This window comes from Pseudomonas sp. m6p, from assembly GCF_055760375.1.
In genome coordinates this window covers 4530690-4546091 of sequence record NZ_CM147084.1, presented here as the reverse complement: position 1 = coordinate 4546091, position 15402 = coordinate 4530690, and the positions used below count along the sequence as shown (strand labels likewise).

General features: G+C 54.8%; 15 protein-coding genes and 2 pseudogenes. 10 read left to right on the top strand and 7 right to left on the bottom strand.

The features are described 5' to 3' along the window. Window positions 1-330, bottom strand: a complete 330-nt coding sequence (locus tag ACYZUM_RS20600; protein WP_473061144.1) for a hypothetical protein — start codon at window positions 328-330, stop codon at window positions 1-3. 264 nt (window positions 331-594) lie between these two features. On the opposite strand from ACYZUM_RS20600, the gene ACYZUM_RS20595 reads away from it, so the two are divergent. From ACYZUM_RS20595 to ACYZUM_RS20585, 3 genes are all read left to right on the top strand, one after another. Next, window positions 595-855 (top strand): DUF6429 family protein, encoded by a 261-nt coding sequence (locus tag ACYZUM_RS20595; RefSeq protein ID WP_222018449.1) that lies wholly within the window; start codon window positions 595-597, stop codon window positions 853-855. A gap of 67 nt (window positions 856-922) precedes the next feature. Continuing rightward, entirely contained in the window at window positions 923-1279 is a 357-nt protein-coding gene (locus tag ACYZUM_RS20590; RefSeq protein WP_108183719.1) for a DUF7079 family protein, read from the top strand. A gap of 28 nt (window positions 1280-1307) precedes the next feature. Continuing rightward, window positions 1308-1595, top strand: coding sequence for a hypothetical protein (locus ACYZUM_RS20585; protein WP_222018450.1), 288 nt, complete (start codon window positions 1308-1310; stop codon window positions 1593-1595). A gap of 171 nt (window positions 1596-1766) precedes the next feature. Here the strand turns inward: ACYZUM_RS20585 and ACYZUM_RS20580 are convergent, their stop codons facing one another. Continuing rightward, entirely contained in the window at window positions 1767-2297 is a 531-nt protein-coding gene (locus ACYZUM_RS20580) for a hypothetical protein (protein WP_473061143.1), read from the bottom strand. 304 nt (window positions 2298-2601) lie between these two features. Between ACYZUM_RS20580 and ACYZUM_RS20575 the strand changes: the two genes are divergently transcribed. The 3 genes from ACYZUM_RS20575 to ACYZUM_RS20565 all read left to right on the top strand — a co-directional run bounded on the left by ACYZUM_RS20575 (window position 2602) and on the right by ACYZUM_RS20565 (window position 5193). Then, a complete protein-coding gene (locus ACYZUM_RS20575) occupies window positions 2602-3267 on the top strand; it encodes a DUF2076 domain-containing protein (RefSeq protein WP_142580015.1) in 666 nt (221 codons plus the stop codon). Between the two features lie 1260 nt (window positions 3268-4527). Then, a complete protein-coding gene (locus ACYZUM_RS20570; protein ID WP_142580013.1) occupies window positions 4528-4713 on the top strand; it encodes a hypothetical protein in 186 nt (61 codons plus the stop codon). A 111-nt stretch (window positions 4714-4824) separates the two neighbouring features. Continuing rightward, window positions 4825-5193: a DUF5064 family protein gene (locus tag ACYZUM_RS20565; protein WP_142580012.1), complete on the top strand. Its 369-nt coding sequence runs from the start codon at window positions 4825-4827 to the stop codon at window positions 5191-5193. Between the two features lie 43 nt (window positions 5194-5236). On the opposite strand, the gene ACYZUM_RS20560 is transcribed toward ACYZUM_RS20565, so the two are convergent. The 4 genes and pseudogenes from ACYZUM_RS20560 to ACYZUM_RS20545 all read right to left on the bottom strand — a co-directional run bounded on the left by ACYZUM_RS20560 (window position 5237) and on the right by ACYZUM_RS20545 (window position 10277). Then, window positions 5237-6997 carry a SulP family inorganic anion transporter gene (locus tag ACYZUM_RS20560; protein WP_142580011.1) on the bottom strand — a complete coding sequence of 587 codons (1761 nt, stop codon included), beginning with the start codon at window positions 6995-6997 and terminating at the stop codon, window positions 5237-5239. Window positions 6998-7046: 49 nt separating this feature from the next. Next, window positions 7047-7868: a polyphosphate kinase 2 gene (ppk2, locus tag ACYZUM_RS20555; protein ID WP_142580016.1), complete on the bottom strand. Its 822-nt coding sequence runs from the start codon at window positions 7866-7868 to the stop codon at window positions 7047-7049. Window positions 7869-7909: 41 nt separating this feature from the next. After that, a pseudogene (locus tag ACYZUM_RS20550) lies at window positions 7910-8570 on the bottom strand (hypothetical protein). A gap of 144 nt (window positions 8571-8714) precedes the next feature. Further along, window positions 8715-10277: an MltF family protein gene (locus ACYZUM_RS20545; protein WP_142580010.1), complete on the bottom strand. Its 1563-nt coding sequence runs from the start codon at window positions 10275-10277 to the stop codon at window positions 8715-8717. Between the two features lie 194 nt (window positions 10278-10471). On the opposite strand from ACYZUM_RS20545, the pseudogene ACYZUM_RS20540 reads away from it, so the two are divergent. Then, window positions 10472-11377: pseudogene (locus ACYZUM_RS20540) on the top strand (tyrosine/phenylalanine carboxypeptidase domain-containing protein); the annotation flags it as partial. A 581-nt stretch (window positions 11378-11958) separates the two neighbouring features. Here ACYZUM_RS20540 and ACYZUM_RS20535 read toward each other — a convergent pair. Next, the gene (locus ACYZUM_RS20535; protein ID WP_142580008.1) at window positions 11959-12921 is read right to left on the bottom strand and encodes an AraC family transcriptional regulator ligand-binding domain-containing protein; all 963 of its coding nucleotides are present in this window, start codon (window positions 12919-12921) and stop codon (window positions 11959-11961) included. Between the two features lie 67 nt (window positions 12922-12988). On the opposite strand from ACYZUM_RS20535, the gene ACYZUM_RS20530 reads away from it, so the two are divergent. The 3 genes from ACYZUM_RS20530 (at window position 12989) to ACYZUM_RS20520 (ending at window position 15304) form a co-directional block, all read left to right on the top strand. Then, the gene (locus ACYZUM_RS20530; RefSeq protein WP_142580007.1) at window positions 12989-13846 is read left to right on the top strand and encodes a sterol desaturase family protein; all 858 of its coding nucleotides are present in this window, start codon (window positions 12989-12991) and stop codon (window positions 13844-13846) included. Beyond that, a complete protein-coding gene (locus ACYZUM_RS20525; protein ID WP_142580006.1) occupies window positions 13843-14436 on the top strand; it encodes an NADPH-dependent FMN reductase in 594 nt (197 codons plus the stop codon). Before ACYZUM_RS20530 ends, ACYZUM_RS20525 begins: the two co-directional genes overlap by 4 nt. A gap of 715 nt (window positions 14437-15151) precedes the next feature. Next, the gene (locus tag ACYZUM_RS20520) at window positions 15152-15304 is read left to right on the top strand and encodes a YHYH domain-containing protein (protein WP_448672657.1); all 153 of its coding nucleotides are present in this window, start codon (window positions 15152-15154) and stop codon (window positions 15302-15304) included. The last annotated feature ends 98 nt before the right edge of the window (window positions 15305-15402 follow it).

The window sequence follows — 15402 nt, the reverse complement described above, 5'->3', positions numbered from 1 at the left end:
TTACAGAATGTCCTTCAAATAACCCTTGAGCGCGAGGAGCGGCTGGTCAAGCTGCTCCAGCGACTGCGCCTGACGGAAATCGGCTGACAGCTTGTGCAGCTCCCGCCCCAACGGTTTCTCGACCCCGCCTAAGGCGTCCATTGCCAATCCCAGACACTCGTTCATCTTGAACTGGATGGTCTCGATATCCCCGCGACGCACCAGCAGTTCGAACACGTCTTTCTGGTAGTCGCCCATGACCATGTCATCCCGCAGAATCGGGCTCAGGCCTTCCTCCTCGTAAGCGAGTTTGAGGGAGAACAGGGCGACGGTTTCCAGTGACGTTTCCATGGGGGGGCTTGGAGGTCCTTGAGCATGAGTCTTGAAGTTCGGTACGACCAACGAAAGCCGCAACGGGCGGCAGACCGCGTGCGGGCGGGCGTGATTATACTGAGCGGACGCATCAGGTGCAGTCCTTAGGCAAAACAGGTTGCACGGACAGCGCCGAGACATTCAATGACCTAAGCAACAGAACGAGTTTCTCAGGATGGGCAGCGAGTATGAGGTGCCAGACAAACTCAACGTTAATTCAGGCACATGAGCGGAGCGACGATCATGGAATACGATGAGAAGTTGATTGAAGAGGCTGTGCTTGCCCTGTTGGCCGCGTTCAGTTCCGACGACGGCAATGCATGGAAAGGCTTCGATTTTGAAGTCATGAACCGATTGCATGAGCAGGGTCTCATCAGTAATCCGGTAAACAGGAACAAATCGATCTGGTTGACGGAGGAGGGCCGGGAACGAGGTCGTCAGATAGCTGAGCGTTTGTTTGGGGGAGGTGTTCAAGCCCAGCGTGCGCCTGACCCGGATATCTGAGGTCCTGGTTTGGCTAATCACTTTATTCGGGCCGCGCCAGCGCAACGCAACTGGAGGAGTTTCTCCGTTGGAGCATTTTCTAACTGAGCCACAACTGACAATAGTGAGAGCTGCTCTTTCTGAGCCATTCAACGATTTTCCCGTCGAATATGACTATGTGGCGAATCAGGTAAGAGGCGTCACCCCTGAAACCCTTTACGAAATTCTCTATTCAGAGGTTGCGCCGGTGTGCTTTACCAATCTCGTTGCAGCTGTGCCTCCGATTTGGACTGGGTTCGACCCCGACAAGCTCAGAAAGTCGATAGAAGAAAGGCTGGCAGCCAGAGAGCGCAACTGGTTTCGTAGGCAGTTCGATAAAGTGCTGGTTCGTTGGCTGAAATACAACTACGCCTACATCTGGAAGGAAATCGCCAGTAGGCTTTGAACCCAAGCGTTCAATGGTATAAGCGACCATGAAGAAACTGACTGCCCTGTTTATTTTGGTTCTGGTGACAGTGCTTTACGTTGGGTATTACGAAGCGCTTGAGGATGGGGACATCGAAACGATCCTGTTCATCAAGAAGCATCCGACGTTTCAGATGAAGTTTTACAATATCCACGCCAATGACGGGGAGATTCGTCAAGTCGAACGACTCACGGAGCAGGAGCGTAAGTGGATCATTGATTACTGCAGGTATCGCCTCGGCATCGACACGGATCTGAAAACCCAAAACGACGTTGAGGTTTGCAGGAAAAAATAGCTGGGTGAAACAAAGAAAAAGGCCTCGGTGGAGGCCTTTTGTCATTACGCATTATTTGACGTTCCCAGCTTTCGACATCGTCGGCTTGAACCTCTACGCGGCAGCTTTCTCGTCTCATGGGTGTGAAAAAATAATTGCCCCACTTTCCAGCAGACGAAAAAAAAGGCCTTGCTAAGCAAGACCTTTCTTAATTTTGGTGCCCCGAGGGAGACTCGAATAATAGCATAACTGTATAATTAACATAGTTTTTTGCATGTGTACACTTCCACGTTGTACCGTGAAGTGTACACCCTGCCTGCCTCCAATAAGGACTGGTGTGGATGGAAGCTTGATCGGACTTCTCCATCCAATTTCCGACGAGCTGTGAATAATATCTACAAGATCGTCTGGATCGAGCGTCGGCTCATCTGAACCTGGCTCAGGCTTGGATGGAACAGAACCTTGTGTTTGGTTTTGAAAACTCGAATCGGTAGACATACCCACCTCACCAATGAGGTCCAGCTTTTCTGGGCCGTAATAGTTTGAATTTGGCAGGTGAAAAGTGTGCGACTGAGCAGATGAGCGGGCAGTAAAAAGTCCAGCGGGCGGCTGGGCTTTTGGAGTTGCACGGACTTGCCCCCCCATCTGCATCACAACTGACCAGTCATTTGCAGCCGACTTGACCAGCGCACGTGGGAATGACGACCGGCAGAAATCGGTCATAAGTGACGAAACCATCCAGCAGTGAGTCGCTGACTCCGCGTGGTTTCGAACTTGCTTTGAACTACCGCCGCCTTCAATAGACTCTTGAGGGCGGCGGTAGCTTGGCTGGGAAGTCATTTCCCCTGTGGTCAGAAGTGCTCCTGCACTCTTTTGAGGCCGTCATGTTCTGAAAAAATAATGTCACTGGAAATATTTATCCAGCGCTTGATCGCGTGTTGAAACCTCTTGAAATAGCTGTTTTTTGACATCGCTGAAGCCGCTTCTGATGATGCGTGCACCTGCCATAAGGCATTGAGTAGACATTATGCAACCTGAAGAGAAGAACCTGATTGATGGACTTTTTGCCCGCCTGCATGCTGTTGAGGGGCAATCCGCACCGCGAGAGCCCCAGGCAGACGCATTGATAAGGGAGCACGTTGCTCGTCAGCCCGCAGCCCCCTATTTCATGGCGCAGGCCATCATCGTGCAGGAAAATGCTATCGAGCAGTTGGACGCTCGCATTAAAGAACAGGCAGCGGAGATTGAAGCTCTCAAGGGTGCTCAGAATGCTTCACAGCAGAACAGTGGCGGTTTCTTGGCAGGCCTGTTTGGCGGTCGTAGCCAGGCTCACCCAGTTGAGAACCGGCCGGCCAGTTCCCTGGCTGGCAATACCGGTGCACAAAGCTCACTTGCCAGCGGGCGTTTCGGACAACAATCAGGTGCAGGACAGCAGCCAGGGTTCGTCCAACGCGGAGCGCCGGCGCAAGGTGGCGGCTTCCTTTCGGGCGCCTTGCAAACGGCCGCCGGTGTTGCTGGAGGGATGGTGCTTGGTAACATGTTGATGGGTATGTTCCAAGACGATGGTGCTGATCAACTTGCTAGCCAAGCACCTGTAGAAGAGCCACCAGTGGCACAGGAGGAACCCGCAGCAGATGACTACTATGCTGACGAGGGCTTCTTCGGTGGCGGGGAGGACGACGAGTTTGTTTGATTTCGCAAAATGAGCTAAAGATGCCGGTCTTAATGACCGGCATGTTTTTTACTCGTCCAAACGTTTCCAATGTTCGTCAAATTGAAGCTGGGAACGCCTATTAAAGATGTGACCCATGAGGACATGGTTGGAACTGCCATCTGGAGGTCCGCTTTGGGTTGTGGCTCTGCCTTTTGCCACCGGCAGCTTTGGGTCCAGAGTGTGTAAAAACGCTTCGCCAGATTTTAAGTGTGCGCGTCTACGTTAAATCTGAAATTTATCGGCACGTCAGCAGATGTGGGTTTCGCGTAGAAGCGCGATTTTCAGTCCGGTTTTGAGTACCTGTCGCGCTCAAAAACGTTTTTACACAGCCTCGGTCAAAAGCGGTCTCTCGTTCGCTGACATCTTTTTTATGGACAACACGATGTATTTCCCACCCGCGGCTACGACCAGTTTAATGGTGCGAGCCGACACAGCGCTCAACCTGGATCGTCCTCAGAATCGAAGTCGCCGTATTTGACAGGAAGTGCCGCCCACGCCGCTAAGAGCTGCTGCTGATGCTCAACGACCTCATCCCACTCAGGGCTACATCCTTTGTTCTCCCTCAATAGCCGACGCAAAGTTTCCGTGGCCTGCTCGTAAGCACGATGGACCTCGATGGCTTCCTTTAAAAACGCTTCTCGCCGGTGCAATAAAAATCTCCAGAACAAGAAGGTAAGTATGAGGAGGCGGCAACAATTCAGCTGACAAACGTAGCATTGCCAGAGGCCGGCCCTGATGGGAAATTTATAAACGTGTCCCAGCTTTCGTAGGCATCGTGCTGCCTCTTGCTAGCAGCGTCCCAGTCGGGGCCTGAAACACATCTGGCTGAGACCAGCATCATCATTCCCATCGTGGCAGCGTCCAGTTCCATTAAGAGTTTATGTGACTCGATTCTGAAGTCATCGATAGATGCCATTAGCTTTGCCTCGGAGCGGAGTTCACCGCTATTAAGAAACAACTGCTCCTCGGGCGGTGGAGTGCGGAGACGGCAGATAATTCATACCGTCTGACCGCTGGCCCACTGGCTCACCTACCGCTCTGGGTCGACTTCGGCCAGTCGCGACAGGCAGAAGTCGGCCAAAAGCAGTTCGCCAGCCATTAAGGCAATCTAGACACAATCAGCTTGGTCCGACTATCGGGCAGCAATAGGTAACCCCTAGCTTTCACCTAAGCTCTTACCTAATGCGATTACATGGAGAGAATCTAAGCCACTTGACCTTTCAAAGCGTGGAGATTCCGATGATCAAGCATTTGAGTCCTATTTTTTTGATTGCCGCTACCATCTGTCTCGGTGGTGCGTCCTGTCACGACCAAAAAGAAGAGGATAATTTGCAAAACAAGCAAACGATGGATGGCAGCCCAGCTCGCACGGGAATGGGAATTATCCCCCGACAACAAATTCAACCCCGAATGAACAGAAGATAGTCATCCCGGATGCAAGACTTGAGCGCTGCGAGCGTGTCGAGGGAGTTCGCTGATGAGACGCCCTAACCTAATTTTTTTATAGGGCTATCCCCCCAAAAAAAGGAGCATCCTATGTTTACCCCAGGTCGTCTTCATCGTTCCAGCACTTCTGGCATCGCGGGAGTCCCGGAATACAGCATTGATGTCATCTATGAAGTTCGTCGCGACCCAAAGGAAGGCATGCTGATGCACTTCAAGATGGTTGGAGAAGTATCAGGTCGCAGCTTTACTGAAGAATTCGATATGCACCGCGACACTGCCTTCAACTTTGCCAGCCGAGTAGCCAAGACTGCGGTCAAGCATGGAGTACCCGCCAATGCCAGTCTCATCATGCGCGGGCACAAAGAATACGACGCAATGTTCGAGGATATTCGCGACAAACTCGGCGTCCAACCGGGCGAGCCGGTCAATCTTGATAACGCTGAGAACGACCGTCGCTGAGTGACTCCTGTACTACTCAGTAAGCCTCGTCCTGCCGAACCGGCTAATCCACTGGATGAATCAAGAGATAGCCGCTGACTGCATCATCTATGGTTGGAAAGAACGCCGTTTCGCCAAACCGTGCGAAAAGCCCGAATCGCTTCAGCTTGTCCTTGACCGGGTCCTTCATCTCGGCCACGCACAACTTGATGCCCGCCGCGTGCAAGGTGTCGTCCAGTTCAGCCAGCATGTCAGCCGAGGTCACGTCCACACTGGTGACGGGTTCCGCCGCAACGACCAGCCAGCGTACCGGCGTAGGTGATGCCGCCACGGCGTCGAGCACTCGGTCGTTGAACAGTTCGGCGTTGGCGAAGAACAACGGCGCATCCCAGCGAAACAGCACCAGGCCAGGTATAAGGTGCGCGTCCGGATAGCGCTGGATGTCGTGGTAGCCCTTGACGCCCTTGGCTTGACCCAGCACTGCGGAATACGGTCGCCAGCCATCCCATAGAAATTCGATGACGGCTATTACGATGGCCAGGCCGATGCCCTCAATCGCGCCAAATACAGCCACGCCGAGGGTGCACATGATCGACAGCCAGAACTCCCAGCGCTGGATGCGATAAATTCGCCGCAGGTCGGCGACTTCAATCAAGCCAATGGCTGATGCGATCACCACCGCTGCCAATGCGCTGTTGGGCAAACTCTGCAACAAGTTCGGCGCCACCATCAGCAGCAGGGCAACTGCCAACGCGCCGACAACGCCGGTCAACTGGGTTTTGGCGCCTGCGGCTTCAGCCACGGGGGTACGTGAAGAACTGCTACTGATTGGAAAGCCCTGGAAAAATCCAGCCGCCAGATTGGCAAAACCGAGCCCCGCCATCTCCTGGTTCGGGTCCACGCAGGTACGGGTCCGCGCTGCATACACACGAGAAAGCACACTGGTGTCGGCGAACGACACCAGGGCGACGGCACAACCGCCGATGAGCACGGGGACAATATCAGCTCGGGTGATCCAGGGGATGGCGAAGGCAGGTAAACCTTGTGGAAGAACACCGAGCACCGACACCCCGGCGCGGGCGCCAAGGTCCAGCACACCGACGGCGACAGTCGCACCGACCACTGCGATCAAGATGCCCGGCACCCGTTTGTGGGGTTTGAGCAGAAGGATCACGACCAAGGTGGCTGCGCCGATCATGAACGCGGACCAGTTGGTCTTTCCTTCCATTACCGCGGTGGCGATGGCCCACAGGTTTCTCCCCGGCCCGTCGGACTCTATCGAAAAACCGAAAATCTTGGGTAATTGGCTGATCAATACGGTCAGCGCGATGCCGTTCATGTACCCGTAACGGATGGGTTTAGACAGCAACTCCGTAATGAAGCCCAAACGCATGATGCCCGCCAGGATGCACACAGTTCCTGAAACGATCGCCATCATGCCCGCAAGGGCTACGGCGCGATGCGGGTCGCCGCCCGACAGAGGAAGGACGACAGCAAGGATAACGGCGGCCAATGACGAGTCCGGGCCCAGCACCAGAATCCGGCTAGGCCCGAACAATGCATATGCGAGTAGCGGAACGATGGTCGCGTAGAGGCCATAGATGCCGGGTACGCCCGATGCCACGGCGTAGGCTATGCCCACGGGCACCAACATCGTGGTGAGCACCAGTCCGGCCATGATGTCGTGACGCAACCAGGCAACCTGATACCCGCGCAGCGTGCGGAGTCCAGGAAGCCAGCGGCCCCAGCCGGTCTCGTCGCCGGCATCGCGACGTGCAACTCGGCCCGGTTCCGGGGCGGGAGGCGAAGAATCCGAATGGCTCATAGGACTGTGGCCCGTTGGTGTACAGCGCAGATTCGCTTATACGTGTCCGTCAGAATTTTTCGGGAACTCGTCGGTGCGGATAATCCGGGTCGCGATAGCCACCAGGCTTCTGCCGCTTGGGCAATATCACCTCCTCGCGTGCGACATCCTTGTACGGGATGCGGCTGAGCAAATCGGTGATGATGTTAAGGCGCGCCCGGCGCTTGTCGTTCGAGTTGGCCACCACCCATGGGGCATGTTCGGTGTCAGTGGCCTTGGACATGTCGTCACGCGCGCGTGAATAGTCATACCAGCGGCTGTATGACTTGAGATCCATCGGGGTCAGTTTCCAGATTTTGCGTCCGTCCTTGATACGTGCCTGAAGCCGGCGGGTCTGCTCGTCTTCGCTGACTTCCAGCCAGTACTTGAGCAGGATCACGCCTGAGTCGACGATTGCACGCTCCACCAGCGGCGTTGTCGTCATGAAACGGGCAACCTGCTCTTTGGTGCAGAATCCCATCACCCGCTCGACGCCCGCCCGGTTGTACCAACTGCGATCGAAGATCACCACTTCGCCAGCCGCGGGAAGGTACGGCAGGTAGCGCTGGACATACATCTGGCTTTTCTCTCGTTCACTCGGCGCCGTCAGCGCCACCACCCGAAAGATACGGGGGCTCACGCGTTCGGTGAGCGCTTTTATCGTCCCTCCCTTGCCAGCGCCATCGCGCCCTTCGAAGACGATACAGATCTTGATGCCCTTGGCTTTTACCCACTCCTGCAATTTGACAAGTTCGACGTGCAGGCTGCGCAGTTGCTCAAGATAATCCTTGTTCTTCAGTTTCAGGCTTTCAGCAGAGTGGCTCTTGGGGGCTTTTTTCTTGTCTTTTGCCATGATCGAGACCTCACCAACAACAGCGTAGGATTGCAATCTGTTCATCCACCGAGCGCGATGATCGCGGTGATCAGAACAGCACCGGTTACTGCCAACGTAATTGCGCCTTGCCACGGTTTTGCGCCAGCGTATTTCGCGAGTACCCAACCGGCGATGAACAGCACTGCGAGTCCGACCAGGTTAGAAACGCGTACGGCGAGCGCCGTCCGATCCAGCACCAGAAACGGCACCACAAGCGCAATGTCGAGAGCGCCACCAGCAGGAAAAACCCACGCCCCCCTTGAAATCATCCCCAGCCGAGGCCGGCGGTAAGGGCATAGATGAAAACTCGAGCACACGGCGACGCAACGATTCCAGATCATCCGTGCCGACCACTGCCGCGAGACGAGGGGGTAATGCCTCAGCAATGAGCGCTTTTCCGGTGACTGCATCAGTCGCGCCGCATAGACTTGCGCGTAGCGTGCGGTTGCGCACACGCTCGATCAGGGTTCGCAGTAAATACATCACGGCGTCCGCGAATCCCCAGGCGAGGTTGCAACCCAGCGCGGTGATCATCATCGTGCGTTCCGACTCCCGGCCAGACGTGGCCACGCTGATGGTTCCAGTGAAGGTCATTGCCATGAGCAGGCCGAAAATGACCTCCGTGACACGATCGACCGGATCAAGTACACGGGCCCGCTTTGGCTCTCCAGTGCTTTGCATCCGCTCATCCTCGCCACACCTGCGTCAGCGTGATGCCCTCGTAAGGTTCGCAGACCAAAGCACGGGGCTTTTTTCCAGGGCGTTCTCAACCCAATTCAGTGTAGGTTGAAAAGATTTTTTCGCTCCTGTGGTCACATTGGTCAATCAAGGCAACTCTTTGCTCTGGTCTTTCAACGTCTGCGCAGCCTCGGCTTTCGCCGCATTGGCTTGCATGATCAATTGGTAGGCAATGTAGTATTTGTAGATATTACTGACGTAGGTAACCGTCTCCGCACCGATCTTCTCGGCGGCAACGTACTCAACATTGTGAAACCAGACGTTCGGGTCCAGCCCACGGAGGGTGGCTTCTTTGCGAAGTTTGGAAATCCTGCCCGCCCCTGCATTGTAAGAAGCGAAGGCGAACAAGGCCTTGTCCAGATTGGTCATGGGCTCCTTGCCATAATACTGGTCGATCATCCAACGCATGTACTTGATCCCGGCGTTAATGTTTGGCTCGACTTCAGCAATGTTGCCGACGCCGAGTTCCTTGCCGGTGGCGGGCATGACCTGCATGACACCGATGGCCCCCACCTTGCTCTTGGCTGCCTGATTCAGTTGAGATTCCTGGTATCCCTGGGCGGCCATCAGCAACCAGTCCACATCATATTTGTCCCCGTACTGCTGAAAGTACTGAACCAATGCGATAAATTTCTTGCGTTCGGACTCGGAGACAGAGGCCTTTACATATTTTTCGCTTCTAAAAAAACGCGTCAGGATCATGTTTCCGATGGCGGTCCCCTGACCGTGACGAGTGATGAAATCATTGGTGAAGGCCTGCAACTGCGGACTGCCCTTGCGAATCGCCCAGGCAATCTCCCCTCCGGTGCGTAACGTGACGTCGTCATGCACCGTGATAGCCGGGAAGACCTTCTTCCAGAAGTCCGCTTTATGCTTGTCCACGACGATGAGAGGAATCATCCCGGCGTTCAGCATCTCGATCAGATCCTCGTCTTCCAGGGCCTCTGGTGCTTCCTTGAGGATGACCGCAGGTTTGTTCTCGCCGGCGAAACGCTGGTTGAGGGCCATCAGGCTCTCGTAGTAACTGGAGGATTTGCGAACGAAGACCACCTGCCCCGCCAATTCGTCCACGCTGGACACCGCGGGCGAGTCGGGACCGGAGACCACCACCTCGCTGACGTTGCGATAGACAGGTGAAGTAAAATCAACCAGTTGCTTGCGTTCCTCGGTCACGGTCAGGTTGGACGCCGCAATATCGCCTTTGCCGGCAGCCAGCGCCGGCAGCAGTTCATCCCGTGCCACAGGAATGAGCACCACCCGCACTTTCAGCGCCTTGTGCTTGAGCTTTTTATCCTTGGCCAGCTTCTTGTTCAGATCCTCCTCGAATACACGAAAAAAATCGTAAGTCGTTCCGCGCTGGACACCTCTGTCGACAAAATAAAACGTCTTGCTGTAAACCGTCAGGACTCGAATGATCTGTCGATCGATCATCCCGTCGAGATCACCGGTCCACGGCTTCATTGCGCTCTCGGTCGGGAGGGTGAGTTGCTCACGCAGCGGCGCCTCGGGGGGCGCCTTTGCCTCGGCTGCAGCATCAATCGCGCCAGCGAAAAGTGTGAACGCTAGGACCGCAAGGATGTGAGTGATCGGCACTGAGCGTGCAGAGGGATGAGCCGTAAAATGTGTTACCCAACCGCGGATTCCCAACATGATCAGTGCTCCACACGTTGTTTGGGTCTGACGTGTTCCAACTGCTCCATCCTGAGTTCAGCCCTGCCCGGATGGCCAAGACCATACATCCGCAAGCACACAGAAAAGCTTAGTTCAGACTTGCCTATCAGCACGCGATGCATCGCCAGCGACTACGCTTTTACGATTGAACCTTGTCTCCCAAGGAGATTTCTGTGAGCGTCGCTCCCCTGTCCGAACTGGATGCCGCTCTACCCGGTCTGGCCCGCAAGATCCGCGTGTTGGATGCCTTGTCCTGGCCGGATGGGGTCGAGGAAGTATTCCTGACACGCTGGCGCGCCGGGCAGGCGAAACTGCCCAAGATCGAGCTGCGCCCGCGCGACCACAGCGCCGACATCGCCGCCCTCGAAGCCTTTATCGGCCGCTGCGATGAGGACCATCCGGCCGGGCGCCACCTCGCCATGACGGCGCGCAGCTATGCCACGGCGGGGCATATGCTCGGTGCCATCGGCACACCCGCCTTTACTCAGTATTCGTCAGCGCTGTACCGGCACCCGGACTTCTACTACTCGCGCCTGAAACTAAGCATGCTGGACGCGGCCCAATTCTTCCTCAAGACCACCGATGCCCTTCTGGGCGGAACCCGGATTCCACCGAGCCCGGCGGAAATTCCGGCCGAGGTCTTCGCCGCCTGGATGCAACCGGAACTCGACCGCTTCTTCGGACCCGCCCGGATCACCGTCGTGCTCGATCCGACCCTGGCCGCCAAGGCCATCGCCGGGGCCAGTCGCATCCGCCTGCGTGCCAGTGCCCTGTTCTCGGAACCGGACAAGAACCAACTGTTGCAACATGAGGCCTTCTTGCATGTCGCCACGGCACAAAACGGCGCGCTGCAACGCAACCTGAAAAGCCTGGGGTTGGGGGCGCCACGCACGACCCAGACTCAGGAGGGCATCGCCACCCTGGCCGAGCTGTTCACCGGCAGCATGGACATCAACCGCCTGCGCCGCCTCGCCCTGCGCGTGCTCGCGGTCCAGCAGGCGCTGGATGGTGCCGACTTCATTCAGGTATTCGAAGGTTTTCTCGTCGCCGGTCAGTCACAGAAGCAACCGGTCAGGACGGTCAACTTTCACCTTGTCGCAGTCGGTGATAACACCCCTGTCGATTGATGTGGGCGAGCACTTAAACATTGAAAGCAGGCGCCAGGAGTGGGGTGCCGCCAGCAACGACCACTCGCCAGTTCACAAAAGCTGCGCATTGCCGATAGCTGCCCGTCGTGAAGGGCTGAAATCGGCCGATTCTGTTGAAAAAGTCGGATTTTCGAATCGGTGAGAAATTGAACGATGAAAGCTGCGTTTTAGTACGCTTCTACGTAAAGCCCGAGCCCGAGCGAAAATGCAGGATTTCAATCGCAGGTTTTTACTTTTTCGGCGTAAGAAAATTTTTAACTAAGGAAGGATCTAGGCATGTCAGATGTGTGCGGTATATGCGGTCGAAAACTGGGCCTCGAAGACGATCCACTTTCAGTCGATTGTGGCGGTGATTGCTGGGGTTGCATTGGGCTAATTGAGGCTGACCTTGGAAATGCCGAATCGTCAGTCAGAGTGAAGGAAGAGTTTGACACCGGTGTGCGTCCAGGCAGAGCCAAACCAGGTGATTTGTGAGGTAACGCTGTCGTTCCGAAAAGTTCGGGCCCGCCACATTACTTCCTGTCACGCCATCGACTTCGGGCGTGGAGATACGCCGTCAAATCGCTGTAGCCTAGTTGAGCTGCAATCTCCGTTAATGACTCTCCTTGCAATTCAAGATGCAGTTCCAATTCTGCGCGAATCTGATCGAGCAATTGTCTGAAGGTTGTACCTTCCTCTTCCAGTCGTCTCCGTAAGGTCCTTGGCGTCTGGTGCAGCGCCTTCGCCAGATTGTCCAGATTGGGAGTTTCACCTCTCGCTAGAGATCGTCGCGCTCCTTCAGCAACCTTGGCTGACCAACCGCTGAAATTCCGATGCGCGGCGATCCGTCGATCCAGTTCCTGGGTCAATAACTCAAGCATCCCGTGATGATGTGTCTGCATCGGCAGGCTCAAGCTTCGAGCGTCGAAATAGAAGCAGTTAATCGGACAGTCAAACTCGACACGGCCCCCAAACCATTGGGTGTATTGCTTGTAATACGACGGACGAGAGTGAGTAAATCTTGCCAGGACCGGCTGCACCTGCTGCCCTGTTCCCCGCCGTAACTGCGCGATGGACATTGCACCGTAGTGCTCAATGACATAGCGCGCCAACTCACTGGGCGCATCGACGCACAGCTCGATGCCGACGCCGTTTTCATCATTGAGCAGTCTCACCGTGTCCGTGTCCGCCGCAAGCCGCGCGTACCGGGCCCAAAGCTTCATGGATGATAAAACGTCGGGGCTGTACAAGCACAGATAGGCCAGGACGTGCCAGTCCTGAGGCGTGAATAGCGTGAACAGTTTCAACCCGATCGCCGGATCGATGCGCGCCGCCTCGCGCCAAAGCTGATCCAGCTCGATCAGGCTGTAATCCCTGTTTTCTCTCAAGGCCTGGCTATCCAGGAAACGCTCCAGCACCTGGCCCAATTTGCCGCGATGAAAGCGCAGGGGGGAACGATTGACCTGTTCTCGCTCAATTTTGTCCGTTTCGCGCATAGGGATGGCTTACTCGTTGGCTTCTAATGAAAGGGCATTGCCCGCAGGGGCCTGAATCGAGAGTGCCATGAATACAATAATGCTCGCCAACAATCCTTCCGTAATAGTGGCCGGGATATTCCTCGCCTTCATCTTGCTGGAACTTGCGTGTTCTTCGCTCCGACACCCGTCGAGCGGGAAGCGTGACGTACTGATCGAAGTCATAGGCTCCGGGATTTTAGTTGCAATCACGTTCCCCAGTGTCATGTGGCTCAGTGGAAAAATCCTGAGCCTGGCTGTTCCGGAAATGAAAGGCGCCCTGGCCAGCATTCCTTGGATCGCAGGGTTCGTGTTGTTTCTAGTACTGGATGACATGACTCAATACTGGTGGCATCGACTGACACATCGGGTCCCGGCACTTTATGCGCTGCACCGCGCTCATCACTCCGCGCCCTACATGAGTGTCCGCATCGTTTATCGAAACAACAGCTTCTACTACATGCTGATGCCCGGCATCTGGCTGTCCGGCATACTGATCTATCTAGGACTTGCGCATATTTACTATGTTTATCTGATCCTAAAGATGATCGTCATCTTCGCAGCGCACAGCAGCGTTGCGTGGGATGACAAACTGTATGGCATCCGTGTGTTGCGTCCTATTGTCTGGGTTCTGGAGCGAACGATCTCCACCCCCTCCACTCATTCAGCCCATCACGGCTTGACTGCCGAGGATGGTGTCACGCATTACAAGGGCAACTTCGGCAACCTGTTGTTCTTCTGGGACATCCTGTTCGGTACGGCCAAAATTACCCGCCGGCGTCCGCCCTTATACGGTATCGAACACTTGTCACCGATCAGTTGGAAAGAAGAGTTGTTCTGGCCCATCGTGCGTTCACGCCGTGTCGCCCCGAAAGCACGCAACGCTAAACAGAAGGTGGCGCAATGAGCCGTCATATCGTTCTGCTGTCTGGATCGAATAGATCAAACAGCCAATCACTCAAAGTCGCCAAATATTTGCGCGACCGATTAGAGCAACTTGGTCTTTGTGATTCAGGCGAACTGCTGAACTTGGCTTCCAGTCGGCTACCGCTGTGGCCAGAAGAAGACATTGATGGAATCTGGAATGTCCAGCAATCCATCCTTAAAAAAGCTACCGCACTGATCGTGATCAGTCCGGAGTGGAATGGCATGGCTTGCCCGGCGCTGAAAAATTTCTTTTTGTACGCAGGACTCGGTGAACTTGGACACAAGCCAGCGCTCCTGGTGGGGGTTTCGGCTGGGCTCGGGGGAGCCTATCCAATTACTGAATTGCGTGCTTCGAGCTACAAAAACAGCCGGATCATGTATTTGCCTGAACAACTCATCATAAGAAATGTTGAATCGATGTTGAATAGCGAAATTCCCTCAGACGAAAATGATGTTCGCATCCGCACACGTATCGACTGGGCTTTGCATTTACTTTGTCAATACGATGATGCCTTGCGCACGATACGAACTGCAATCAAACACCCACCTGAGTTCTCTACGGGGATGTAAAACTGTAGCACCTCAACGAATTGAATAAATAAACCTTGCGCTAATGTGTGCATTTCAACCAAGTCGATGTAAAAAACATTCAATATTGAGCCAGCAGAGTATTGCATCGACGGGTTGAATCCACAGTCGTTTTCTGCTCGTCGCGAAGGGCAGTCATCGACCGATTCTGTGGAAAAAGTCGGCCATGGTTTCCACGGCAGAAAAGTACGCGCTTGAGATTGAATTCTTTACTTTGAGCAGAGGATTCCGTGCTCAGATTTCGCGTAGCTGCGCGCAAAAAAGGCATTTTCAGCAGTCAGTGCGCGGGCAGTCTGGAAGGACCGACTTTTTCAACACAATCGACCCAAAGCCTACATTCAGTTTGAGTCGCTCAATCGCTGGCTCAGAGGACAGTGTCGTCACGTAGAAATACAAGGCCGCAATCGCAGCCTTGTTTATTTCGGAGTGTTACTCGTGCGAATGGCCGCGCTAGGCACTCTCGGAGGTTGTGCCTTTTTCGCCACTGCTGCATGAAAGCGACGAGTTTCCCGTTTGTAGGGGATTTTATATCCCCCCTAGGGAGATGTGGGGCCATCCTAAACCAGAGCCAGTGGTAGCTAGAAGTAGGCGCTCAGCCGTTCATCTAATGTTGGGAAGACAGTTAGGAAGTCGCTTGCCCAATGAAGGCAATTAGCCATACGCTGCGAAGCGTGAGATATCTCACGGATAAAAAAACATGATCATGGAGCAAGCCCTGATGAAACTGTCCGCCATTTTGATCGCCGCTTTACTTTCGATTACGTCCGTTGCTGTCTTCGCGCACAGTGGCGGTACTGATTCAAAAGGTTGCCATCGCAACCATAAAACGAACGACTACCACTGCCACTAAACAGCAAGAGCACACCTTGTGGCTGGGCCGCAAGCTGGCATTCTCACATTTGTGGAGGCCAGTTAAAGAAAGGCTTCTTCCATGCGCTTCAGACTTTA